Below are 15,784 nucleotides of genomic sequence, written 5' to 3' on the forward strand. Positions count from 1 at the left end.
CCGAAAGACCAAGGTTTCCTGCGCAACGTTAATCGACGCAGGGTTAGTCGGTCCCTAAGGCGAGGCTGAAAAGCGTAGTCGATGGAAAACAGGTTAATATTCCTGTACTTCTGGTTATTGCGATGGAGGGACGGAGAAGGCTAGGCCAGCCTGGCGTTGGTTGTCCAGGTTTAAGGTGGTAGGCTGAAATCTTAGGTAAATCCGGGGTTTCAAGGCCGAGAGCTGATGACGAGTGTTCTTTAGAACACGAAGTGGTTGATGCCATGCTTCCAAGAAAAGCTTCTAAGCTTCAGGTAACCAGGAACCGTACCCCAAACCGACACAGGTGGTTGGGTAGAGAATACCAAGGCGCTTGAGAGAACTCGGGTGAAGGAACTAGGCAAAATGGCACCGTAACTTCGGGAGAAGGTGCGCCGGTGAGGGTGAAGGACTTGCTCCGTAAGCTCATGCCGGTCGAAGATACCAGGCCGCTGCGACTGTTTATTAAAAACACAGCACTCTGCAAACACGAAAGTGGACGTATAGGGTGTGACGCCTGCCCGGTGCCGGAAGGTTAATTGATGGGGTTAGCTAACGCGAAGCTCTTGATCGAAGCCCCGGTAAACGGCGGCCGTAACTATAACGGTCCTAAGGTAGCGAAATTCCTTGTCGGGTAAGTTCCGACCTGCACGAATGGCGTAACGATGGCGGCGCTGTCTCCACCCGAGACTCAGTGAAATTGAAATCGCTGTGAAGATGCAGTGTATCCGCGGCTAGACGGAAAGACCCCGTGAACCTTTACTATAGCTTTGCACTGGACTTTGAATTTGCTTGTGTAGGATAGGTGGGAGGCTTTGAAGCGTGGACGCCAGTCTGCGTGGAGCCAACCTTGAAATACCACCCTGGCAACTTTGAGGTTCTAACTCAGGTCCGTTATCCGGATCGAGGACAGTGTATGGTGGGTAGTTTGACTGGGGCGGTCTCCTCCTAAAGAGTAACGGAGGAGTACGAAGGTGCGCTCAGACCGGTCGGAAATCGGTCGTAGAGTATAAAGGCAAAAGCGCGCTTGACTGCGAGACAGACACGTCGAGCAGGTACGAAAGTAGGTCTTAGTGATCCGGTGGTTCTGTATGGAAGGGCCATCGCTCAACGGATAAAAGGTACTCCGGGGATAACAGGCTGATACCGCCCAAGAGTTCATATCGACGGCGGTGTTTGGCACCTCGATGTCGGCTCATCACATCCTGGGGCTGAAGCCGGTCCCAAGGGTATGGCTGTTCGCCATTTAAAGTGGTACGCGAGCTGGGTTTAGAACGTCGTGAGACAGTTCGGTCCCTATCTGCCGTGGACGTTTGAGATTTGAGAGGGGCTGCTCCTAGTACGAGAGGACCGGAGTGGACGAACCTCTGGTGTTCCGGTTGTCACGCCAGTGGCATTGCCGGGTAGCTATGTTCGGAAAAGATAACCGCTGAAAGCATCTAAGCGGGAAACTTGCCTCAAGATGAGATCTCACTGGAACCTTGAGTTCCCTGAAGGGCCGTCGAAGACTACGACGTTGATAGGTTGGGTGTGTAAGCGCTGTGAGGCGTTGAGCTAACCAATACTAATTGCCCGTGAGGCTTGACCATATAACACCCAAGCAATCTGCACAAAGACAGCAGATTACGGTGTGTGAAGACGCATGAAGACGAAAGTTTGCGTACACACAAGCGGTACCTTGATCACATACCCGATTTGCTGAAGCGTTCGAGAGAACGAGTCAGTACCCGAATTTCTTGACGACCATAGAGCGTTGGAACCACCTGATCCCATCCCGAACTCAGCAGTGAAACGATGCATCGCCGATGGTAGTGTGGGGTTTCCCCATGTGAGAGTAGGTCATCGTCAAGATTAAATTCCAGAACCCCATTTGCGAAAGCAGATGGGGTTTTGTTTTAAGTGAAGGTCATACATTTTCGCTGGAACGTTACGTCAGTAACGGGTCGGCTACAGAACTTCTTGACGACCATAGAGTGCTGGAACCACCTGATCCCATCCCGAACTCAGCAGTGAAACGGTGCATCGCCGATGGTAGTGTGGGGTTTCCCCATGTGAGAGTAGGTCATCGTCAAGATTGAATTCCGACACCCCAGTCTGCTTACGGAGACTGGGGTTTTGTCGTTTAGGCCACCGGCACTGAAGCTCCGCAGGCTTCTGCTATGAGGGCATCACGGCTCTCGGCACGTTCTTCATCGCACCATCAGCAAAGCCCTGCAAAAACTCTCTGAAGCCCTCAATGCTCGTCGAGCCGTTGTCCACAGGCTCGGCAATGATCGCCCAAGTAGCAACGCAGCTGACACCGTCCTTGGGGACAACCGTCATTGAGGCCCAGAGCTTGCTGACGCCTAGGTTGTTGTAGATGGTTGTCCATGTCATAGCCATTGCGTCATCGTCGTACGAATTGAGTTGTTCGATAACCACCAGACCACCTTCCTTGAATTTCTTGTAACGGACTGAGCCAGGACCGTTACCAATCACTTCGATGCTCGCAAGCTCCGGAATGAATTGAGTGAAACCACCGAAATCGCCCACGACCTTCCAGACCTTACGCGCCGGTGCATTTATCGAGATAGCAGACACCACCGGTTCCCCGCCAGGATTGGTAATCAGCGTATCGGGCGACAGGGAGCCAAGGGTGTTGAGCGGCTGAATAGCGTTCATGTTGTTCTCCATAACTAAAGGGGATGTTGCGTTGGGGTGTATCAGATGAAAGCAATCTCTTTCAGGTAATCGCAGCCCTTGCGAAGCAGCGCCGGGGTTTTTGAGGGGTAGCATTCGCCCATCCGTTGAACACCCGCATGGGCGTTCTGATACGCGATCATTGATATGTCTCCGATGTCTTCCTCCAACCCGTCGAGATAAAAACCGAGCACGCCGAATAAAGCGTTCTCGCTGTTCACACGTTTCAGCTGGGTTTGCCATTCACTGACGCTGACCATTTCGAAATCACTGCCCGCTTCACGGAACGCGCTGACGTAATTGCTCCAGCTCAATGGCTCCGGGTTATGGAGGTTGAAGACTGCATGAGATGGCTGGTAACGACTGGCGTGGAAGCCGATGAATCGGGCGAGGAAGTCGACAGGCATCAAATCGAAGGTCATGGAGAAGTCCGGGACCTGGCCCAGTTGCATCGAACCCTTGAGCATCAGCATCAAGCGGTTTTTGTGCGGCTGGCAGACCCCCGTCGTGCTATTGAACGCGATATTGCCGGGCCGGTAGATGTTTACCCACGCGCCTCGCTCCCTGGCTTGCTGCAGGATGCGCTCGGCGACCCACTTGGACAGGTTGTAGCCGTTCTTGATATAGATGGGCGGTGTCTCGGCAGCAGGCGCTTCGAGGACGCGACCGTCAGCCCCGACGGCGCTTGAGGCAGACAGCGTCGATACGAAGTTGAACACCTTCTTGCTGCGCCCTTCGCACAGCTTCAGGCATTCGAAGATGGGCTCGACGTTATCTTTGGCCAGGGTCTCGTAATCCTGGACATGGTTGACGTTGGCGGCGTTATGCACCAGCGCGCCAAACTCGCGATCAAGGCGCTCGTACACCTCGTTGCTCAATCCAAGCTGTGGCCGTGTGACGTCGGCGGCATAGACCCGTACTCGCGCCAGATCCAGATGCTCAAGACGGTTTTCGCGCAGTGCCTGAATAAAGCGATCCTGCGCGGTCATCCCTGCGTTTTCACGCACCAGACAGGCAACCTCGGTTGCGCCCCACGCCAACAGCGCTTCGACGATGTGAACACCGAGAAATCCGTTGGCGCCGGTGACGATGACTTTGTGCACGTCGCCCATGCGCTCCACCGGCAGTACGGGCAGCTCGAAGGGCGCCGAACCATCCAGGAACGCTTGCGGGCTGACGGTCCATGATGTGGTGCCGTCGCTGTCGAGCAGTGACGCCAGATTGGCCAGCGTTGGCGCCTCGATGAAGCGATTGATAGGGATGCTGCGGCCGAACCGTTCGCGGATACCCAGCAGCATCTGCGACAACAGAATCGAGTGGCCACCCAAATTGAAGAAGCTCTCGTCGGTCGAGATTTCGCCGGGCGGAAGTTCCAGCAGGTCCGCCCACAAGGTCAGGAGCAGCCTCTCGCTTTCGCTATCGGGTAAACGACGCGGCGCTTGCTCAAGCATGTTCACGGGCAACTGCAACAGTGCCTTGCGATCAACCTTCCCGTTGCTGGCAAACGGCATGCTCGCCAACTCCGTGTAGGCGGTCGGCCGCATATAGTCGGGCAACATAGCGGCGACATGGTCCTTGAGCAAACGCCGAGCGGCGTCCGGTTCTGCGCCGTGCGGTTGCGCGAGAAAAGCCAGGATGCGTCGCTGGTCGTCAATCACTACCGCGACTTGGCGGTACAGCTGGCTGTCGCGCAGGCAGTGCTCGATCTCCTCAGGCTCGACCCTGAATCCACGGATCTTCACTTGGTTGTCACGTCGCCCGGACAGCTCGATGCCTTCGCTCGTCCATTTGCCGATGTCCCCGGTTCGGTAAGCCCGAATACTTTGGCCATCACCCAGAGTGACATGCACATAGCGGTCATCGGTGAGCTCAGGGTTGTTGATGTAACCCAGGCACACGCCCGGACCGACGATGTAGAGCTCGCCGGGCGTCTGGTCCGCGACAGGCTGCATGTCCTCGTCCAGAATCAGGACCTGGCTGTTAGCAATCGGGCGACCCAGGTTGCGGTTGCTGCCGCCGAGTTGAAACTGGCCGGCAGTGATCAGCACGGTGGCCTCAGTGGGGCCGTACAGGTTATGGAAGTGACATTGCGCTGCCAGGCGTTCAATCACGTAGGGCTCGCAGACATCACCGCCGGTGCACAAGTGCTTGAGCTTCAGCGGTCGGTCAATCGGCAGGATGCTCAACAAGGCAGGCGGCAGAAACGCGTGGCTGAGATTCTGATCCAGCAGCTCGAACAGTTGCAGCGGATCACGACGCTGGTCATCGCTCGCCACGATCAGTTCAGCGCCGCTGAGCAGCGTCGGGAAGATGTCGATGACCGAGGAATCGAAACTCAGTGTTGAGAACTGCAGTACCCGGCTGTGCTCGGAGAGCTCGACATAGTCTGCGTACCAGGCCGTGAAGTGGCTCAGGTTGCGCTGGCTGAGCATTACGCCTTTCGGGTGTCCGGTCGTACCCGAGGTGTACAGCGCCATGCATGGCGCGTCGGTCTCAGGGCAATAGCGCATCAGCGACTGCGCCGTCGGCACGATCTCGATGCAGCTGATATCCAGCCCCGGCACAACAACGCCCGCCAGCGGGTGGCTGCCATTGTGCAGCAGTAATACGGCATGTGCGTTTTCGAGGATGTACTGCTGACGCTGCAGAGGCTGGCTGGGGTCCAATGGTAGATACACCGCCCCGTTGCCCAGAATGGCGAGGATCCCGGCGAACAGCGCCGCAGACTTCGGCATACAAATGCCAATCACCACCGGTTCAGCTGATGCGTGCGGCCGCATGGCCTGTATCTGCGACTGGATCGCGACGCTGTGTGCCCGCAGTTGGTCATAGCTGATGCGCTCGCCGTCGATACTCAGCGCAATGCGTCCGGCGAATTGGCTGAAGCTCCGGTCCAGTCGTGCGATCAGCGTCTGCTCGGCAACGCGCAGCAATTCCGGCGCCGCGGTAAAGTTGGAACAGTGCTCGAAGGCCAACCGGTCCAGTTGCAGCAGGCTTTCCTGGCGTCCACTGTGCGGCGGGTCGACGCGCTCGGCGCGTGCAAAGTACTCGGTATCGCGCGAGAACCGGCTGATCAGCATGGCAACGTTGTCCACCAGCGTTGCGACCGCCGCGTCCCGCAAGACGCGTCCGTTGCCGGAAAGCGTGGCAGCCACGGTATGGCGCGCGATCAAGCGCTGAGCCGTAGCCGTCCCGAGCCAGCACACTATTTCCAGCTCAGGCAGCGCCCGCTCGCTCACCGGTGTCAGTCCTACCCGGAGGCCGAGATGAACGGCTGTCTCGAACACGCCCAGCTCTGCGCGGGGCAGGTCCAGCGTACCGTCGTCGATGAGGATCGACGCGTTCTGCGGTGCGCTCAGCTTCAGCGTTGCCTCGTCGCGCAGGTGGTGAATCAGATGCCCGTGGGCATTCAGTTCTGCACTCAGCTCACTCATTGTCTGGCTATGACCGATGAGCACAATCTCCAGGCGCTTCATTGCGAGCCTCCGACCGGTAGATAGTCGGCAAGGGCATGCTGGACGCAGGGGGAATCGAGCATCGAGCTGGAGGTAAAGAAACGCATGATGTTGCCCACCAACGGATGGTGGCGATTGATCGGAAAGCACATCGCCTGCGTTTCTTCCTTCAGCGCCTGTTTGATCGGCTCTGCGACCGGCAAGCTGTCGATCAGCACGAAGTCGAAAGACTTCTGGATGTCATTGGTCAAATACTGAGCAATGAACACAGGCAGGATCTGCGCGATAAGCTGCTTGTCCTGCTCGGGCGCTGTGTGCCAGTAGATCCTGACGAGGCGCGACCAGAAACCGGAGTGCCGTCCTTCATCGAGCAGGTGGTCCGCCATGAGGCCTTTGACGGATTGCTTCACCGTGTCGTCTTTGGCGAACGCCGCCACGTCGTTGGTCACGGTGTTCTCGGCAATCGCCACGCAGATCAGCTCGACTGCGCTGCGCAAGTGGCCTGGCGCCAATGCCAGAGCAGCGGGGATGGCCCTGCTGAGTTCGATTTCCTGTGGCAACGGGATTGGCTGGATGCCAGTGAGTGCGATGGTTTGCTGCATGAAGTCCATCGCCACCAGTGCGTGGTAATCCTCATCGACAACCACGGTCATGGCGTCGTAGCGGCAAGCGAAGGGAAAGCGGATTGCGAAGTTGTCTTTGGCGATGCTTCGCGCGGTCTTGTCGACGATTTCAGTCTCGAAAATCACCACGTCGTTGATGAACTTGTACAGGCTCTGCACCAGCGCCAGATCGCGCAGATGGGCGCATTCACGGGTGAACGTCTCGCTGAGCACCAATGGCTGGCGGCTGAGCGGGTAGATCAGTTTTTCGTCGTTTTCGACGATGCGGCGCGGGCGTGTCCGAATCGTCGCGCGGCCTTCCCAGGCATCGACGAATGACATGTAGTCTTCGGCTTTCATGATGGCGTCCTTGTGTGGAGGGCTTCTGGGTTGCGGAGGCGGGAGGGGCTCACGCGCTGACTTCCCGCGCCGTCTCACGCAGGGTGTGTTGCAGGGCGTCCCAAAGCGCCATGCGGCTATCAACGGCGGCAATGGCAGCGGCGTACACCTCGCGCTGGTGCTGTTCATTGCCGGCGACTAGCCTGGCCAGCAATGATTCCGCCGCCGGGCCGTGGTCTTCGGAGTCCACCTCGATGTGGCGTTCCAGGTAGTAGCTAAAGGTCGGTGCCTTGTCGGCCGTGATGCCCCAGTCGTCGAGAATTCGCTGAAACATCTGCGGGATAACACTCTCGCGCCCATGCAGAAACGCGGCCGCTACGCAATGCGCCGGTGCATTCAAAGCAATGTCGAGCGTGTCGCGGACGAAGTGCGTGGCCGCTCGGCCTGCGCCGACGCTGTCGAGCGCGGTGTTGTAGTGAATGCCTTCGTGCAACAGTTCGACGAAATGCTCGATGCGGGCCGTACTGGCGCCGACTTCTCGCATGGCATCCAGATACAGTTCGAAGTGGCTGTAATGATCGTGGCGTCCCGGCCGGTCGTCGGACTCCTCACCCAACACGATTTCATTGATGAGCCGCGCTGCCTTCGGGTCTCGCGGTGGCAGCCAGGGCAGCCGGGTGCACGTCAGCTCCTGTTGCAGCCGTTTGGTGAGTGACATGAAGTCCCAGACCGCGAACACATGCACCTCCATGAAGCGCTGCAGGACGTGCAGTGAATTAATTTCGGAAAAAACAGGGTGCGCGCTAAGTGCTGATTTTTTTGCAATAAGTTGCTGTTTGAGACTGTCCATTTTTACGTCCTTGGTAGATTAAGTGTGTCAGCATTTCTTCTAATTGCCACAACGGGTGGTCGTCTTAAGTTGCCGTGCAAACAACGGATAACATGACTCCCGTTAATCTCGGGCAATAAAAGGCCGCAAACCTTATTTCGTGTGTGATCAACAATCGTGCAGGCTGGAATCGGGCATGCGCACTTGGCCTATGCCCTCGCTGCCCAACGTGTGTGGGGGAATAGCCCTTAAACGTTGGCGGCCAGAAAACGTTAGAACAGTTTCAAAGGGTTCCGCAAATACTTTTTAATATAATTAACAGCCTATATAAATCGGGCGTGAGAGATGGCAATAAAACTTCTGAGTGAAATTTTATTGGGGCGAGCGCAACCCTTCCGGCCCATTAAGGCCAGAATTGAAATGAATGAACGAATACCTCGTTCAGCGTTGCGCTTAATCGGGTTAATACAGTTTTTGAGAATTTTCGGTTTGGGCGACATTCAGGGTTTCACTTCAATGTCTCCGCCCGGGGCAATGCTCCTTTTGCCGCTCCATGAGAACTGCTTTCCCTGAATCGGCTGCAGACCGATTCGTCGTTCGAGTTTGCCTGAACACACCGGTACACCGCGTCAACGACGACCAAGTTTCACGATAGGTGCATAAGCCGCGGCCCGAGCGTGGGAGGGCCGGCTTTTAGTCGTAGGAGGCTTCAGGGGGGAGGGGGTAAGGAGTCGATGCAGAAGGAGTGGGCGGCGGTTTCCGTTCAGCCGCCCAGCAAGCCGAGGTGCGTGTTGATGATGTGCAGCAGGCGGTCGCGTTGCGAGCTGAGGAAGTCATGAGTGCCGCGCACTTCGATCAGTTCGAACTCGCGACGTGTGAACTCCCGCCACTTCATCATGCTGGCGGCTGTGGCGACCGGATCATCGCTGCCGTACAGACCGGTCAACGGAATGTCCAGGCCCTCGTCTGCGCGGTGCGACCAGATTTCAGACAGCTTCACGTCGCTGCGCACGACAGCCTCCAGCAGCTTCAGGCGTTTCTTATCCTGGTCGAACGTGTTCGGGAGCACGCCCAGCCTGATCAGCGCTTGAATGAAATCGTCCTGCGGCAGCGTGTGCAAAAACGGCCAGGGTTGTCGGCTGTCAGGGCTGCGGCAGCCGGAAATGAACAGGTGACGCGTCAGATTCGGGTAATGATGCTGCGCCAGCCTGGCCATTTCATAAGCGACACGACCGCCAAAGCTGTGGCCATAAAATGCGTGAGGTTCGCTCAGATAGGGCTGCAACGCGAGGAAGGTGTCTTGCAGCAAGGGCGCCCACTGATCGTAGGGCGTTTCCTTGAGCCGGCTGCCGTGGCCGGGCAGGCGCAGCGTTACCAGTTCGATGTGATCCCCAAGGCCTTCGGACCAGTCACGAAAATGCTCCGGATCGCCACCTACGTGAGGAAAGCAAATCAGGCGTGTTCTGACGGGTTGTCCAGAATTGACAACCATCAGCCATTTGTTCTTTTCGGCTTGCACTCAGCTTCCCCGAGCCTTGATAGAGGCGTCATAACCGTGGAGCCGGGTCCTTCGGCGCATACCCCGTCATGAACGGCGTTCGTTGATCCCTTGTGCTTATCGGCCGATTAGCCAGTGGCGAGCAAGGTCAAGGTTGAAAAAACAGCGAATGTCACTGGGTGACGGCACGTTTTCGTGAGGCCGCCGCAGGTTTTGCCTCTTCCGCCTTACGGGCGCTCAAGTAGGCATTGATGGCTTCAACACCACGATTCAAGTGGTGAGTCAGCGCCTCGACGGTGGCGTCCACATCACCGGCGCCGGCCTTTTCCAGCAATTCGTAGTGGTCGCGCTGGGACACCTTGCCCAGGTTCATTTGCTTAAGATTGAAACGCAAGAAGCGCTCTTCCTCGTTCAAGCCGTCCTCGACCAGTTTGAGCAGGCGTGTGTTGTGCGCCTTGGAATACAGCGCCATGTGGAACTGGCGGTTGAGCGTGCCCATGATGCTGTAATCGGTTTCGACCTCCAACTGTTCGATGTACCCACGCGCCATGCTGATGTCTTCATCGGTCAGCAGCGGGATCGACTGGCGCAGGGCCTCGGACTCCAGCAGGATGCGCAACGCATAGGCATCGGTAGCATCCTCGTTGATCAACGGGGCAACGACCGCACCTTTGTGGGTTTCGACACGCAGCAACGATTGAGCTTCCAGCTGACGCAGCGCCTCGCGCACGGGCATGCGGCTGACACCGAAAAGTGTCGCCAGCTCTTGCTGGCGCAGGGCGATGCCTGCCGGGAGGCGTCCTTCAAGAATGGCGCTGCGCAGTTTTTCTTCGATGACGGCACGCGCCAGATGTGCAGGCGGCTGCTCATCACCCAGGGTTTCCCGCAGAAATTGCTCTTTCTCAGTCCTGCGCATGCTTGATCTTCTTCAGCTGAACAGTTATTGGATCCAATGAAACACTAGAGACCGCTGCCGGCCTTGTCAAACTTTGCTACAAGTTTAGCGGGCTGTCTCGGCGCGGCATTCTACAAGGGATTAAGCGTAGAGGTATTGCCATCAATCGGGGATTGGGAACGGGCTGCCCGACCTCGGTGACGCAAGTCTTTGCGGCACGCGAGGCTGGCTTCACGGCCGAACGGCGTCAGATATAGCGGCCCGTCACGAAATGCTGCACGTCATTGAAACCCGGCGTGGACGCATGCCCGGGTGTGACGAGGGAGTCGATAAACGCTTCGTCTTCGGCCGTGATGTTCACGCTGAGCGCCTTGGTGTAGCTGTCCCATTGGTCCTCGGTACGTGGCCCGACAATGGCAGAGGTCACAGCCTGATTGTTCAGCACCCAGGCAATGGCGAATTCCACCAGCCCTACGCCTTTGGCCTGGGTGTACACCTGCAGTTTCTGGGCGATGTGCAAGGACTCGGTGCGCCATTCGGTTTCCAGGATGCGCTTGTCCTGACGGCCGGCGCGGGTGCTGCTGTCTGGCGTTACATCAGGGGCGTACTTGCCACTCAACACGCCGCGTGCCAGCGGGCTGTAGGGCACGACGCCCAAACCATAGAACTTCGCCGCAGTGATCTGCTCCAGCTCGGCCTGACGGTTGACGATGTTATACAGCGGCTGGCTGATTACCGGTGTGTCGACGCCCAGACGCTGAGCCACATTCACCACCTCCGCGATACGCCAGCCGCGGAAGTTCGACACGCCCCAGTACCGGATCTTGCCCTGGCGAATCAGATCGCCAATGGCCGACACGGTCACTTCGAGTGGCGTGTTGTGGTCTTCCTTGTGCAGGTAATGGATATCGATGTAATCGGTGTCGAGACGACGCAGGCTGGATTCGATTTCATTGAAGATGTGCTTGCGATTCAGGCCGCTGGCGTTCGGTGCAGTATTGCCCGAGCTGCTGCCGACCTTGGTGGCGAGGACCCACTCGCTGCGCCGCTTGGCAATGGCTTCGCCGACGATCTCCTCAGACCGGCCGGCGTTGTAGACGTTGGCCGTGTCGATGAAGTTGACGCCTTCATCCCAGGCCTTGTCGATGATGCGCAGGGATTCTTCGGTGCCGGTCTGCACGCCGAACATCATGGAGCCCAGTGTCAGCGTTGAAACCTGGAGGCCGGATTGGCCAAGGGTGCGGTATTTCATTGCTCGATATCCTTTTCGTCAGGGAAGTGGAAATCAGGACAGTCTGGAACAGGCTTGCAAGGGGTCTCGTAAAGACCGATCAGACCGAAAGCTCTAGGCCGGACATACTCACCTGTTTGGGCGGGTTTTGAAAAGTGACAAATTGACGAGCCGCAGGTGGCCGAGCACGGCGTCAGAGGGAGAGGTCAGCGTGAGTGAGCTTCCCGTGGCGCCCGGCCAGGAAGCACAGTGTGCCGCCCATGGCGGTCAGGCACGCCAGGACATAAAACATGGTCGGCGCGGGGCTGTTGATCAATAAGTAGCCGCAGATCACCGGGCTCAACGCTCCGCCGAAGGCCGCCAGATTCTGCGCCCCCAAGTAACTGCCGCGAAGGTGATCCGGTGCGATGGTGTCGACGAACAGGTATTCGGCGGGATAGATGATCATCTCGCCCAACGTAAAAACGAACATTGCGGCGCACCAGGCCAGGGTTGTTTCGGCAAAGCTGAAGCCGACAAGGCCGATCGCAAACAATGCGGTGCCAAGGCAAATCCAGTACGGCAACTGCTCGCGTTTGAGAAAGCGGCCGATCTGGTACTGCATCAAAATGACCGTTAACGCGTTGCACGCCAATACGGCTGACAGGATTTTCAGCGCCTGTTCCGCCGTGTGCGTGACCAGCAGAAACTGCGACAGGTACAACGTATACCGGCCATGCACGATGGTGCTGAGCAAGCTGCCGCCCGTGAACAGAATCAGCGTGCGGTCGTTTTTCAGCGTGACCAGGGTGTCGAGAAAGCTGCGCGGTGGGTGCTCGGTATCCGCGACTGTGCGCGGTATGCCGAGCATCAGGAAAAGACTGCAGAACGCGATCGCACTGGCGATGAAAAACGGTGCCAGTGGCAGGTGCCCGGCAATGACCACGCCGAGCATCGGGCCGGTGGCGTAGCCAATGTTGGTGAGGGTATAGCGCAGCGAGAAAACCCTCGCACGCTGCCCGATGGGCAGGTTTTCGCTGATGATTGCTTTGGAGCCGATCAGGAACAGCGCCGAGGCCGTCTCAGTGATCACCAGCGTGAGGGTCGTCAGATAGACGTTGTGGGCGAAGGTCAGCAGGGCGAAGCCGACGGCACTGGACAGCATCGCCAGGATCAGCAACTTGCGCTTTTCCAGCCGGTCGATGATGTAGCCACCGTACAGGCCCAGCAGCGTGGCGATGAACACCGCGATGCCCATCAGCAACCCGACGTCTTGCTGATTGAGCCCCAGCCTTGTGCTCAGGAACAGCGTCAGCAGCGGGCTGGTCATCGCCCGGCTCATGACGATAGTCAACGAGCAGACCATCAAGCGGCGGATGACGAGGGAGTAGGTGGCCACTGTTGTTTTTCCGTCCTTGTTCAAGCCTCGGAGCAGATCCATTGTGGGAGCGACCGGGTTGGTGCTCCCACAAACGCTGCCCGACAGCGCCGCATTCTAGACGACGAGTCATCCCTGACGGGGCTGGCTTGATCGCCTGTTACTTACCCTGATTCATCCCGACCTTGGTCACCGCGCCCTGTTCCAGCTCCCATTTTTTCAAAATCTTGCCATAGGTGCCGTCGTCGACCATGGCCTGCATCGCTTCAGAGATGGCCGCCGCCAGTTCAGGGTTGGACTTGCTGACGCCCAGGCCGGTGAACTGTTTCGAGATCGCCAGGCCAAGGGGCTTGTACGTGTCCTTCTCCTGGGACATCAGGTAAGGAATGGTTTCGCTGCCCTGCATCGCGGCGTCGAGCCGGCCCTGACGCAGTTGCGCGCGTGCATCGGCCGAGCCTTCGGAGCCACTGACGATGATCGCCGGCTTGCCTTTCGCTTCGCAGTTTTCCTTGCTCCACCCCGCGATTTCCGCAGGCCAGGTGGTGCGGCGGCTGGTGCCGACTTTTTTGCCGCACAGATCGGCGGGCTCATTCAGATCAGCGTTTTTGGTCAGCGTGTACAGCTGCGGCCCGCTGGCGAAATAGTCGATGAACGTCACCGACTTCTGCCGCTCGGCCGTGTCGGTCATGCCCGACAGAATGATATCGAAGCGCCTGGTGACCAAGCCGCTGACCATCTGCTCGAAAGCGGTCTCCTGCCATTTGATCTTGACGCCAAGGCGCTCGGCCAGGGCGTTGCCGAGATCCACGTCCAGGCCGGTCAGCGTGTTGGTGCTGGTGTCTTTGAAATCCATCGGCGGGTAATTCGGCACGATGGCGGCGGTGATTTCGCCCTTTTCCTTGAGGCTGGCGGGCAGCGCGGCGAACACTGACGCGGACGCCATCAGGCCGGCGAGCAAACTGGGGATGAGGATCTTTTTCATGGTCGTTCTCGTTTGTTCTGGTTTAAGTGCGAACGGCAGAAATGAAGCTTTGGGTTCTTGGATTTTGTGGGCTTATTAGAATGTCTTCCGGGGTGCCGGCCTCCACAATCTGGCCGCCGTCCATGAACACCATCCGGTTGGAAACTTCGCGGGCAAAGCCGAGTTCGTGTGTCACGACGATCATGGTCATGCCGCTGTGCGCCAGGTCACGCATGACCGACAACACTTCGCCCACCAACTCCGGATCGAGGGCGGAAGTGGGTTCGTCGAACAGCATCAGCTTGGGCCGCATCGCCAATGCGCGCGCGATCGCGACACGCTGTTGCTGGCCGCCGGAGAGCTCCACGGGATAGGAATGGCGCTTGTCCGCCAGACCGACGCGGGCCAGTAGCTCGGTGGCTTCTTCATTGGCTTCTTTGGGCGAGCGCTTGAGCACCTGGATCGGGCCTTCGATCACGTTCTGCAACGCGGTCATGTGCGGGAAGAGATTGAAGCGCTGAAACACCATGCCGGTGCTCAAACGCTGACGGGCGATCTGAGCGTCCGTCAGTTCGTGCAGTTTATTGCCGACGATGCGGTAGCCCACCAGTTCGCCATCGACCCACAAACCGCCCTTGTCGATTTTTTCGAGCTGATTGACGCACCGCAGCAGGGTGCTCTTGCCCGAGCCCGAGGGCCCGATGATGCACAGGACTTCGCCTTGTTCGACTTCAATGCTGACGTCTTTTAAGGCGTGGAACTGGTCGTAGTATTTGTTCAGGCCGACGGCTTTGACGATGTTTCTCATGCTGATTCTCCTGGGCCTGACTTACGAACGCTTGCCGGCGCCGCGGGCGAAGCGCAGCTCCAGCCGGCTTTGACCGAACGACAGGACAGTCACCACCGCCAGGTACCAGATCCCCGCGACGATCAGCAGCTCCATGACCCGGGCGTTGGCGTAGTAGATGTTCTGCGCGTTGTGCAGTAATTCGGAATACTGGATGACGCTGGCAAGGCTGGTCATCTTCACCATGCTGATGAATTCGTTGCCAACCGGCGGGATGATCACGCGCATCGCCTGGGGCAGGATCACCCGACGCAGCGCCTGCAGGCGCGGCATGCCGATGGATTTGGCGGCTTCGTACTGACCGGTGTCTACAGACAGCAAGCCTGCGCGCACGACCTCGGCGGTGTACGCGCCCTGATTGATGCTCAGGCCCAGTAGCGCGGCAACGAAAGGTGTCATCAGGCTGACCGTATCGATCTCGAACACACCGGGAATGCCGATGACCGGGAAGATGAGCGCCAGGTTAAACCACAGCAGCAGCTGCAAAATCAGCGGCGTGCCACGAAACAGCCAGGTGTAGGTGATCGCGACGTAACGCAAAATCGGGTTCGCCGACATGCGCATGATGGCCGTGATCACGCCGATCACCACCCCGAGGACCATCGCCAGAATCGACATGATGATCGTGTTCAGCAGACCCCAAAGAATGGCCTCGGACGTGAGGAACTGGCCGATATAACCCCACTCGATCTGCCCGTTGGCAAACGCACGGGCCAGGCCGGCGAGGGCAACGATGATGAGGGTCGCGAAGAAAATGCGCCCGTAATAGCGGCGTGGGACGTGTTCGTACTGGGTGATGTCGAACGCGTTTTCGGTCTTCCTGCGCTCGGCTTGCAGCTGCTCCGCCTGATTCTGATTCATGTGTCTCTCCGAAGCTGTGTGCAGACCGCGCCTGCCTGATCTGGGCAACCCTACCCAGCCTCCCCGCCCCGACGTAGGCCCGCCGCTGCAGCATGGAATCGTCCTGGATAGAGGGCAGTTACTAATTGAAAGTCCTGATCAAAGTGTCAGGTTATTTAATGTTGGATCCGCTTTCTGCCTATGTTGCAGAGTACCGCGTGCGCGGTTGCCAA

The 15,784-nt window shown here is 58.0% G+C and carries 11 protein-coding genes and 3 rRNA genes (1 of these 14 cut by a window edge); 3 read left to right on the forward strand and 11 right to left on the reverse strand.

The features are described 5' to 3' along the window. The 3 genes from M1E04_RS00560 to rrf (M1E04_RS00570) form a co-directional block, all read left to right on the forward strand. Positions 1-1,607, forward strand: a 23S ribosomal RNA gene (locus M1E04_RS00560); it begins 1,286 nt to the left of the window's first position. Between the two features lie 146 nt (positions 1,608-1,753). Then, positions 1,754-1,869: ribosomal RNA gene (rrf, locus tag M1E04_RS00565) — 5S ribosomal RNA — on the forward strand. 107 nt (positions 1,870-1,976) lie between these two features. Continuing rightward, positions 1,977-2,092: ribosomal RNA gene (gene rrf / locus M1E04_RS00570) — 5S ribosomal RNA — on the forward strand. Between the two features lie 83 nt (positions 2,093-2,175). Here rrf (M1E04_RS00570) and M1E04_RS00575 read toward each other — a convergent pair. The 11 genes from M1E04_RS00575 to M1E04_RS00625 all read right to left on the reverse strand — a co-directional run bounded on the left by M1E04_RS00575 (position 2,176) and on the right by M1E04_RS00625 (position 15,572). After that, a complete protein-coding gene (locus M1E04_RS00575) occupies positions 2,176-2,679 on the reverse strand; it encodes an SRPBCC family protein (RefSeq protein ID WP_296312416.1) in 504 nt (167 codons plus the stop codon). A 41-nt stretch (positions 2,680-2,720) separates the two neighbouring features. Then, the gene (locus M1E04_RS00580) at positions 2,721-6,173 is read right to left on the reverse strand and encodes a thioester reductase domain-containing protein (RefSeq protein ID WP_456292216.1); all 3,453 of its coding nucleotides are present in this window, start codon (positions 6,171-6,173) and stop codon (positions 2,721-2,723) included. Continuing rightward, positions 6,170-7,114 carry a diiron oxygenase gene (locus tag M1E04_RS00585; protein ID WP_456292217.1) on the reverse strand — a complete coding sequence of 315 codons (945 nt, stop codon included), beginning with the start codon at positions 7,112-7,114 and terminating at the stop codon, positions 6,170-6,172. The genes M1E04_RS00580 and M1E04_RS00585 overlap by 4 nt, the downstream gene beginning before the upstream one ends. 49 nt (positions 7,115-7,163) lie before the next feature. Next, on the reverse strand, positions 7,164-7,943 hold the full coding sequence (locus M1E04_RS00590; RefSeq protein ID WP_065990908.1) for a DUF3050 domain-containing protein: 780 nt from the start codon (positions 7,941-7,943) through the stop codon (positions 7,164-7,166). Between the two features lie 742 nt (positions 7,944-8,685). Continuing rightward, complete coding sequence (locus M1E04_RS00595; RefSeq protein ID WP_197986119.1) at positions 8,686-9,414, reverse strand: thioesterase II family protein; 729 nt, start codon at positions 9,412-9,414, stop codon at positions 8,686-8,688. 178 nt (positions 9,415-9,592) lie between these two features. Beyond that, positions 9,593-10,336, reverse strand: a complete 744-nt coding sequence (locus M1E04_RS00600) for a GntR family transcriptional regulator (RefSeq protein WP_065990912.1) — start codon at positions 10,334-10,336, stop codon at positions 9,593-9,595. A gap of 226 nt (positions 10,337-10,562) precedes the next feature. Further along, entirely contained in the window at positions 10,563-11,567 is a 1,005-nt protein-coding gene (locus M1E04_RS00605; RefSeq protein WP_192135830.1) for an aldo/keto reductase, read from the reverse strand. 172 nt (positions 11,568-11,739) lie between these two features. Continuing rightward, positions 11,740-12,924: an MFS transporter gene (locus M1E04_RS00610; RefSeq protein WP_369319999.1), complete on the reverse strand. Its 1,185-nt coding sequence runs from the start codon at positions 12,922-12,924 to the stop codon at positions 11,740-11,742. A 139-nt stretch (positions 12,925-13,063) separates the two neighbouring features. Further along, complete coding sequence (locus M1E04_RS00615) at positions 13,064-13,885, reverse strand: ABC transporter substrate-binding protein (protein WP_296308864.1); 822 nt, start codon at positions 13,883-13,885, stop codon at positions 13,064-13,066. A gap of 22 nt (positions 13,886-13,907) precedes the next feature. Then, complete coding sequence (locus M1E04_RS00620; protein ID WP_065990920.1) at positions 13,908-14,672, reverse strand: amino acid ABC transporter ATP-binding protein; 765 nt, start codon at positions 14,670-14,672, stop codon at positions 13,908-13,910. Positions 14,673-14,693: 21 nt separating this feature from the next. Beyond that, on the reverse strand, positions 14,694-15,572 hold the full coding sequence (locus tag M1E04_RS00625; RefSeq protein WP_065990922.1) for an amino acid ABC transporter permease: 879 nt from the start codon (positions 15,570-15,572) through the stop codon (positions 14,694-14,696). Positions 15,573-15,784: the final 212 nt, after the last annotated feature.

This window comes from Pseudomonas sp. AK106 (genome assembly GCF_053903055.1).

Excerpts from the sequence above, each read along its gene's own strand:
- M1E04_RS00575 (WP_296312416.1), bottom strand. The coding sequence starts at position 2,679 with ATGAACGCTATTCAGCCGCTCAACACCCTTGGCTCCCTGTCGCCCGAT.
- M1E04_RS00580 (WP_456292216.1), bottom strand. The coding sequence starts at position 6,173 with ATGAAGCGCCTGGAGATTGTGCTCATCGGTCATAGCCAGACAATGAGT.
- M1E04_RS00585 (WP_456292217.1), bottom strand. The coding sequence starts at position 7,114 with ATGAAAGCCGAAGACTACATGTCATTCGTCGATGCCTGGGAAGGCCGC.
- M1E04_RS00590 (WP_065990908.1), bottom strand. The coding sequence starts at position 7,943 with ATGGACAGTCTCAAACAGCAACTTATTGCAAAAAAATCAGCACTTAGC.
- M1E04_RS00595 (WP_197986119.1), bottom strand. The coding sequence starts at position 9,414 with ATGGTTGTCAATTCTGGACAACCCGTCAGAACACGCCTGATTTGCTTT.
- M1E04_RS00600 (WP_065990912.1), bottom strand. The coding sequence starts at position 10,336 with ATGCGCAGGACTGAGAAAGAGCAATTTCTGCGGGAAACCCTGGGTGAT.
- M1E04_RS00605 (WP_192135830.1), bottom strand. The coding sequence starts at position 11,567 with ATGAAATACCGCACCCTTGGCCAATCCGGCCTCCAGGTTTCAACGCTG.
- M1E04_RS00615 (WP_296308864.1), bottom strand. The coding sequence starts at position 13,885 with ATGAAAAAGATCCTCATCCCCAGTTTGCTCGCCGGCCTGATGGCGTCC.
- M1E04_RS00620 (WP_065990920.1), bottom strand. The coding sequence starts at position 14,672 with ATGAGAAACATCGTCAAAGCCGTCGGCCTGAACAAATACTACGACCAG.
- M1E04_RS00625 (WP_065990922.1), bottom strand. The coding sequence starts at position 15,572 with ATGAATCAGAATCAGGCGGAGCAGCTGCAAGCCGAGCGCAGGAAGACC.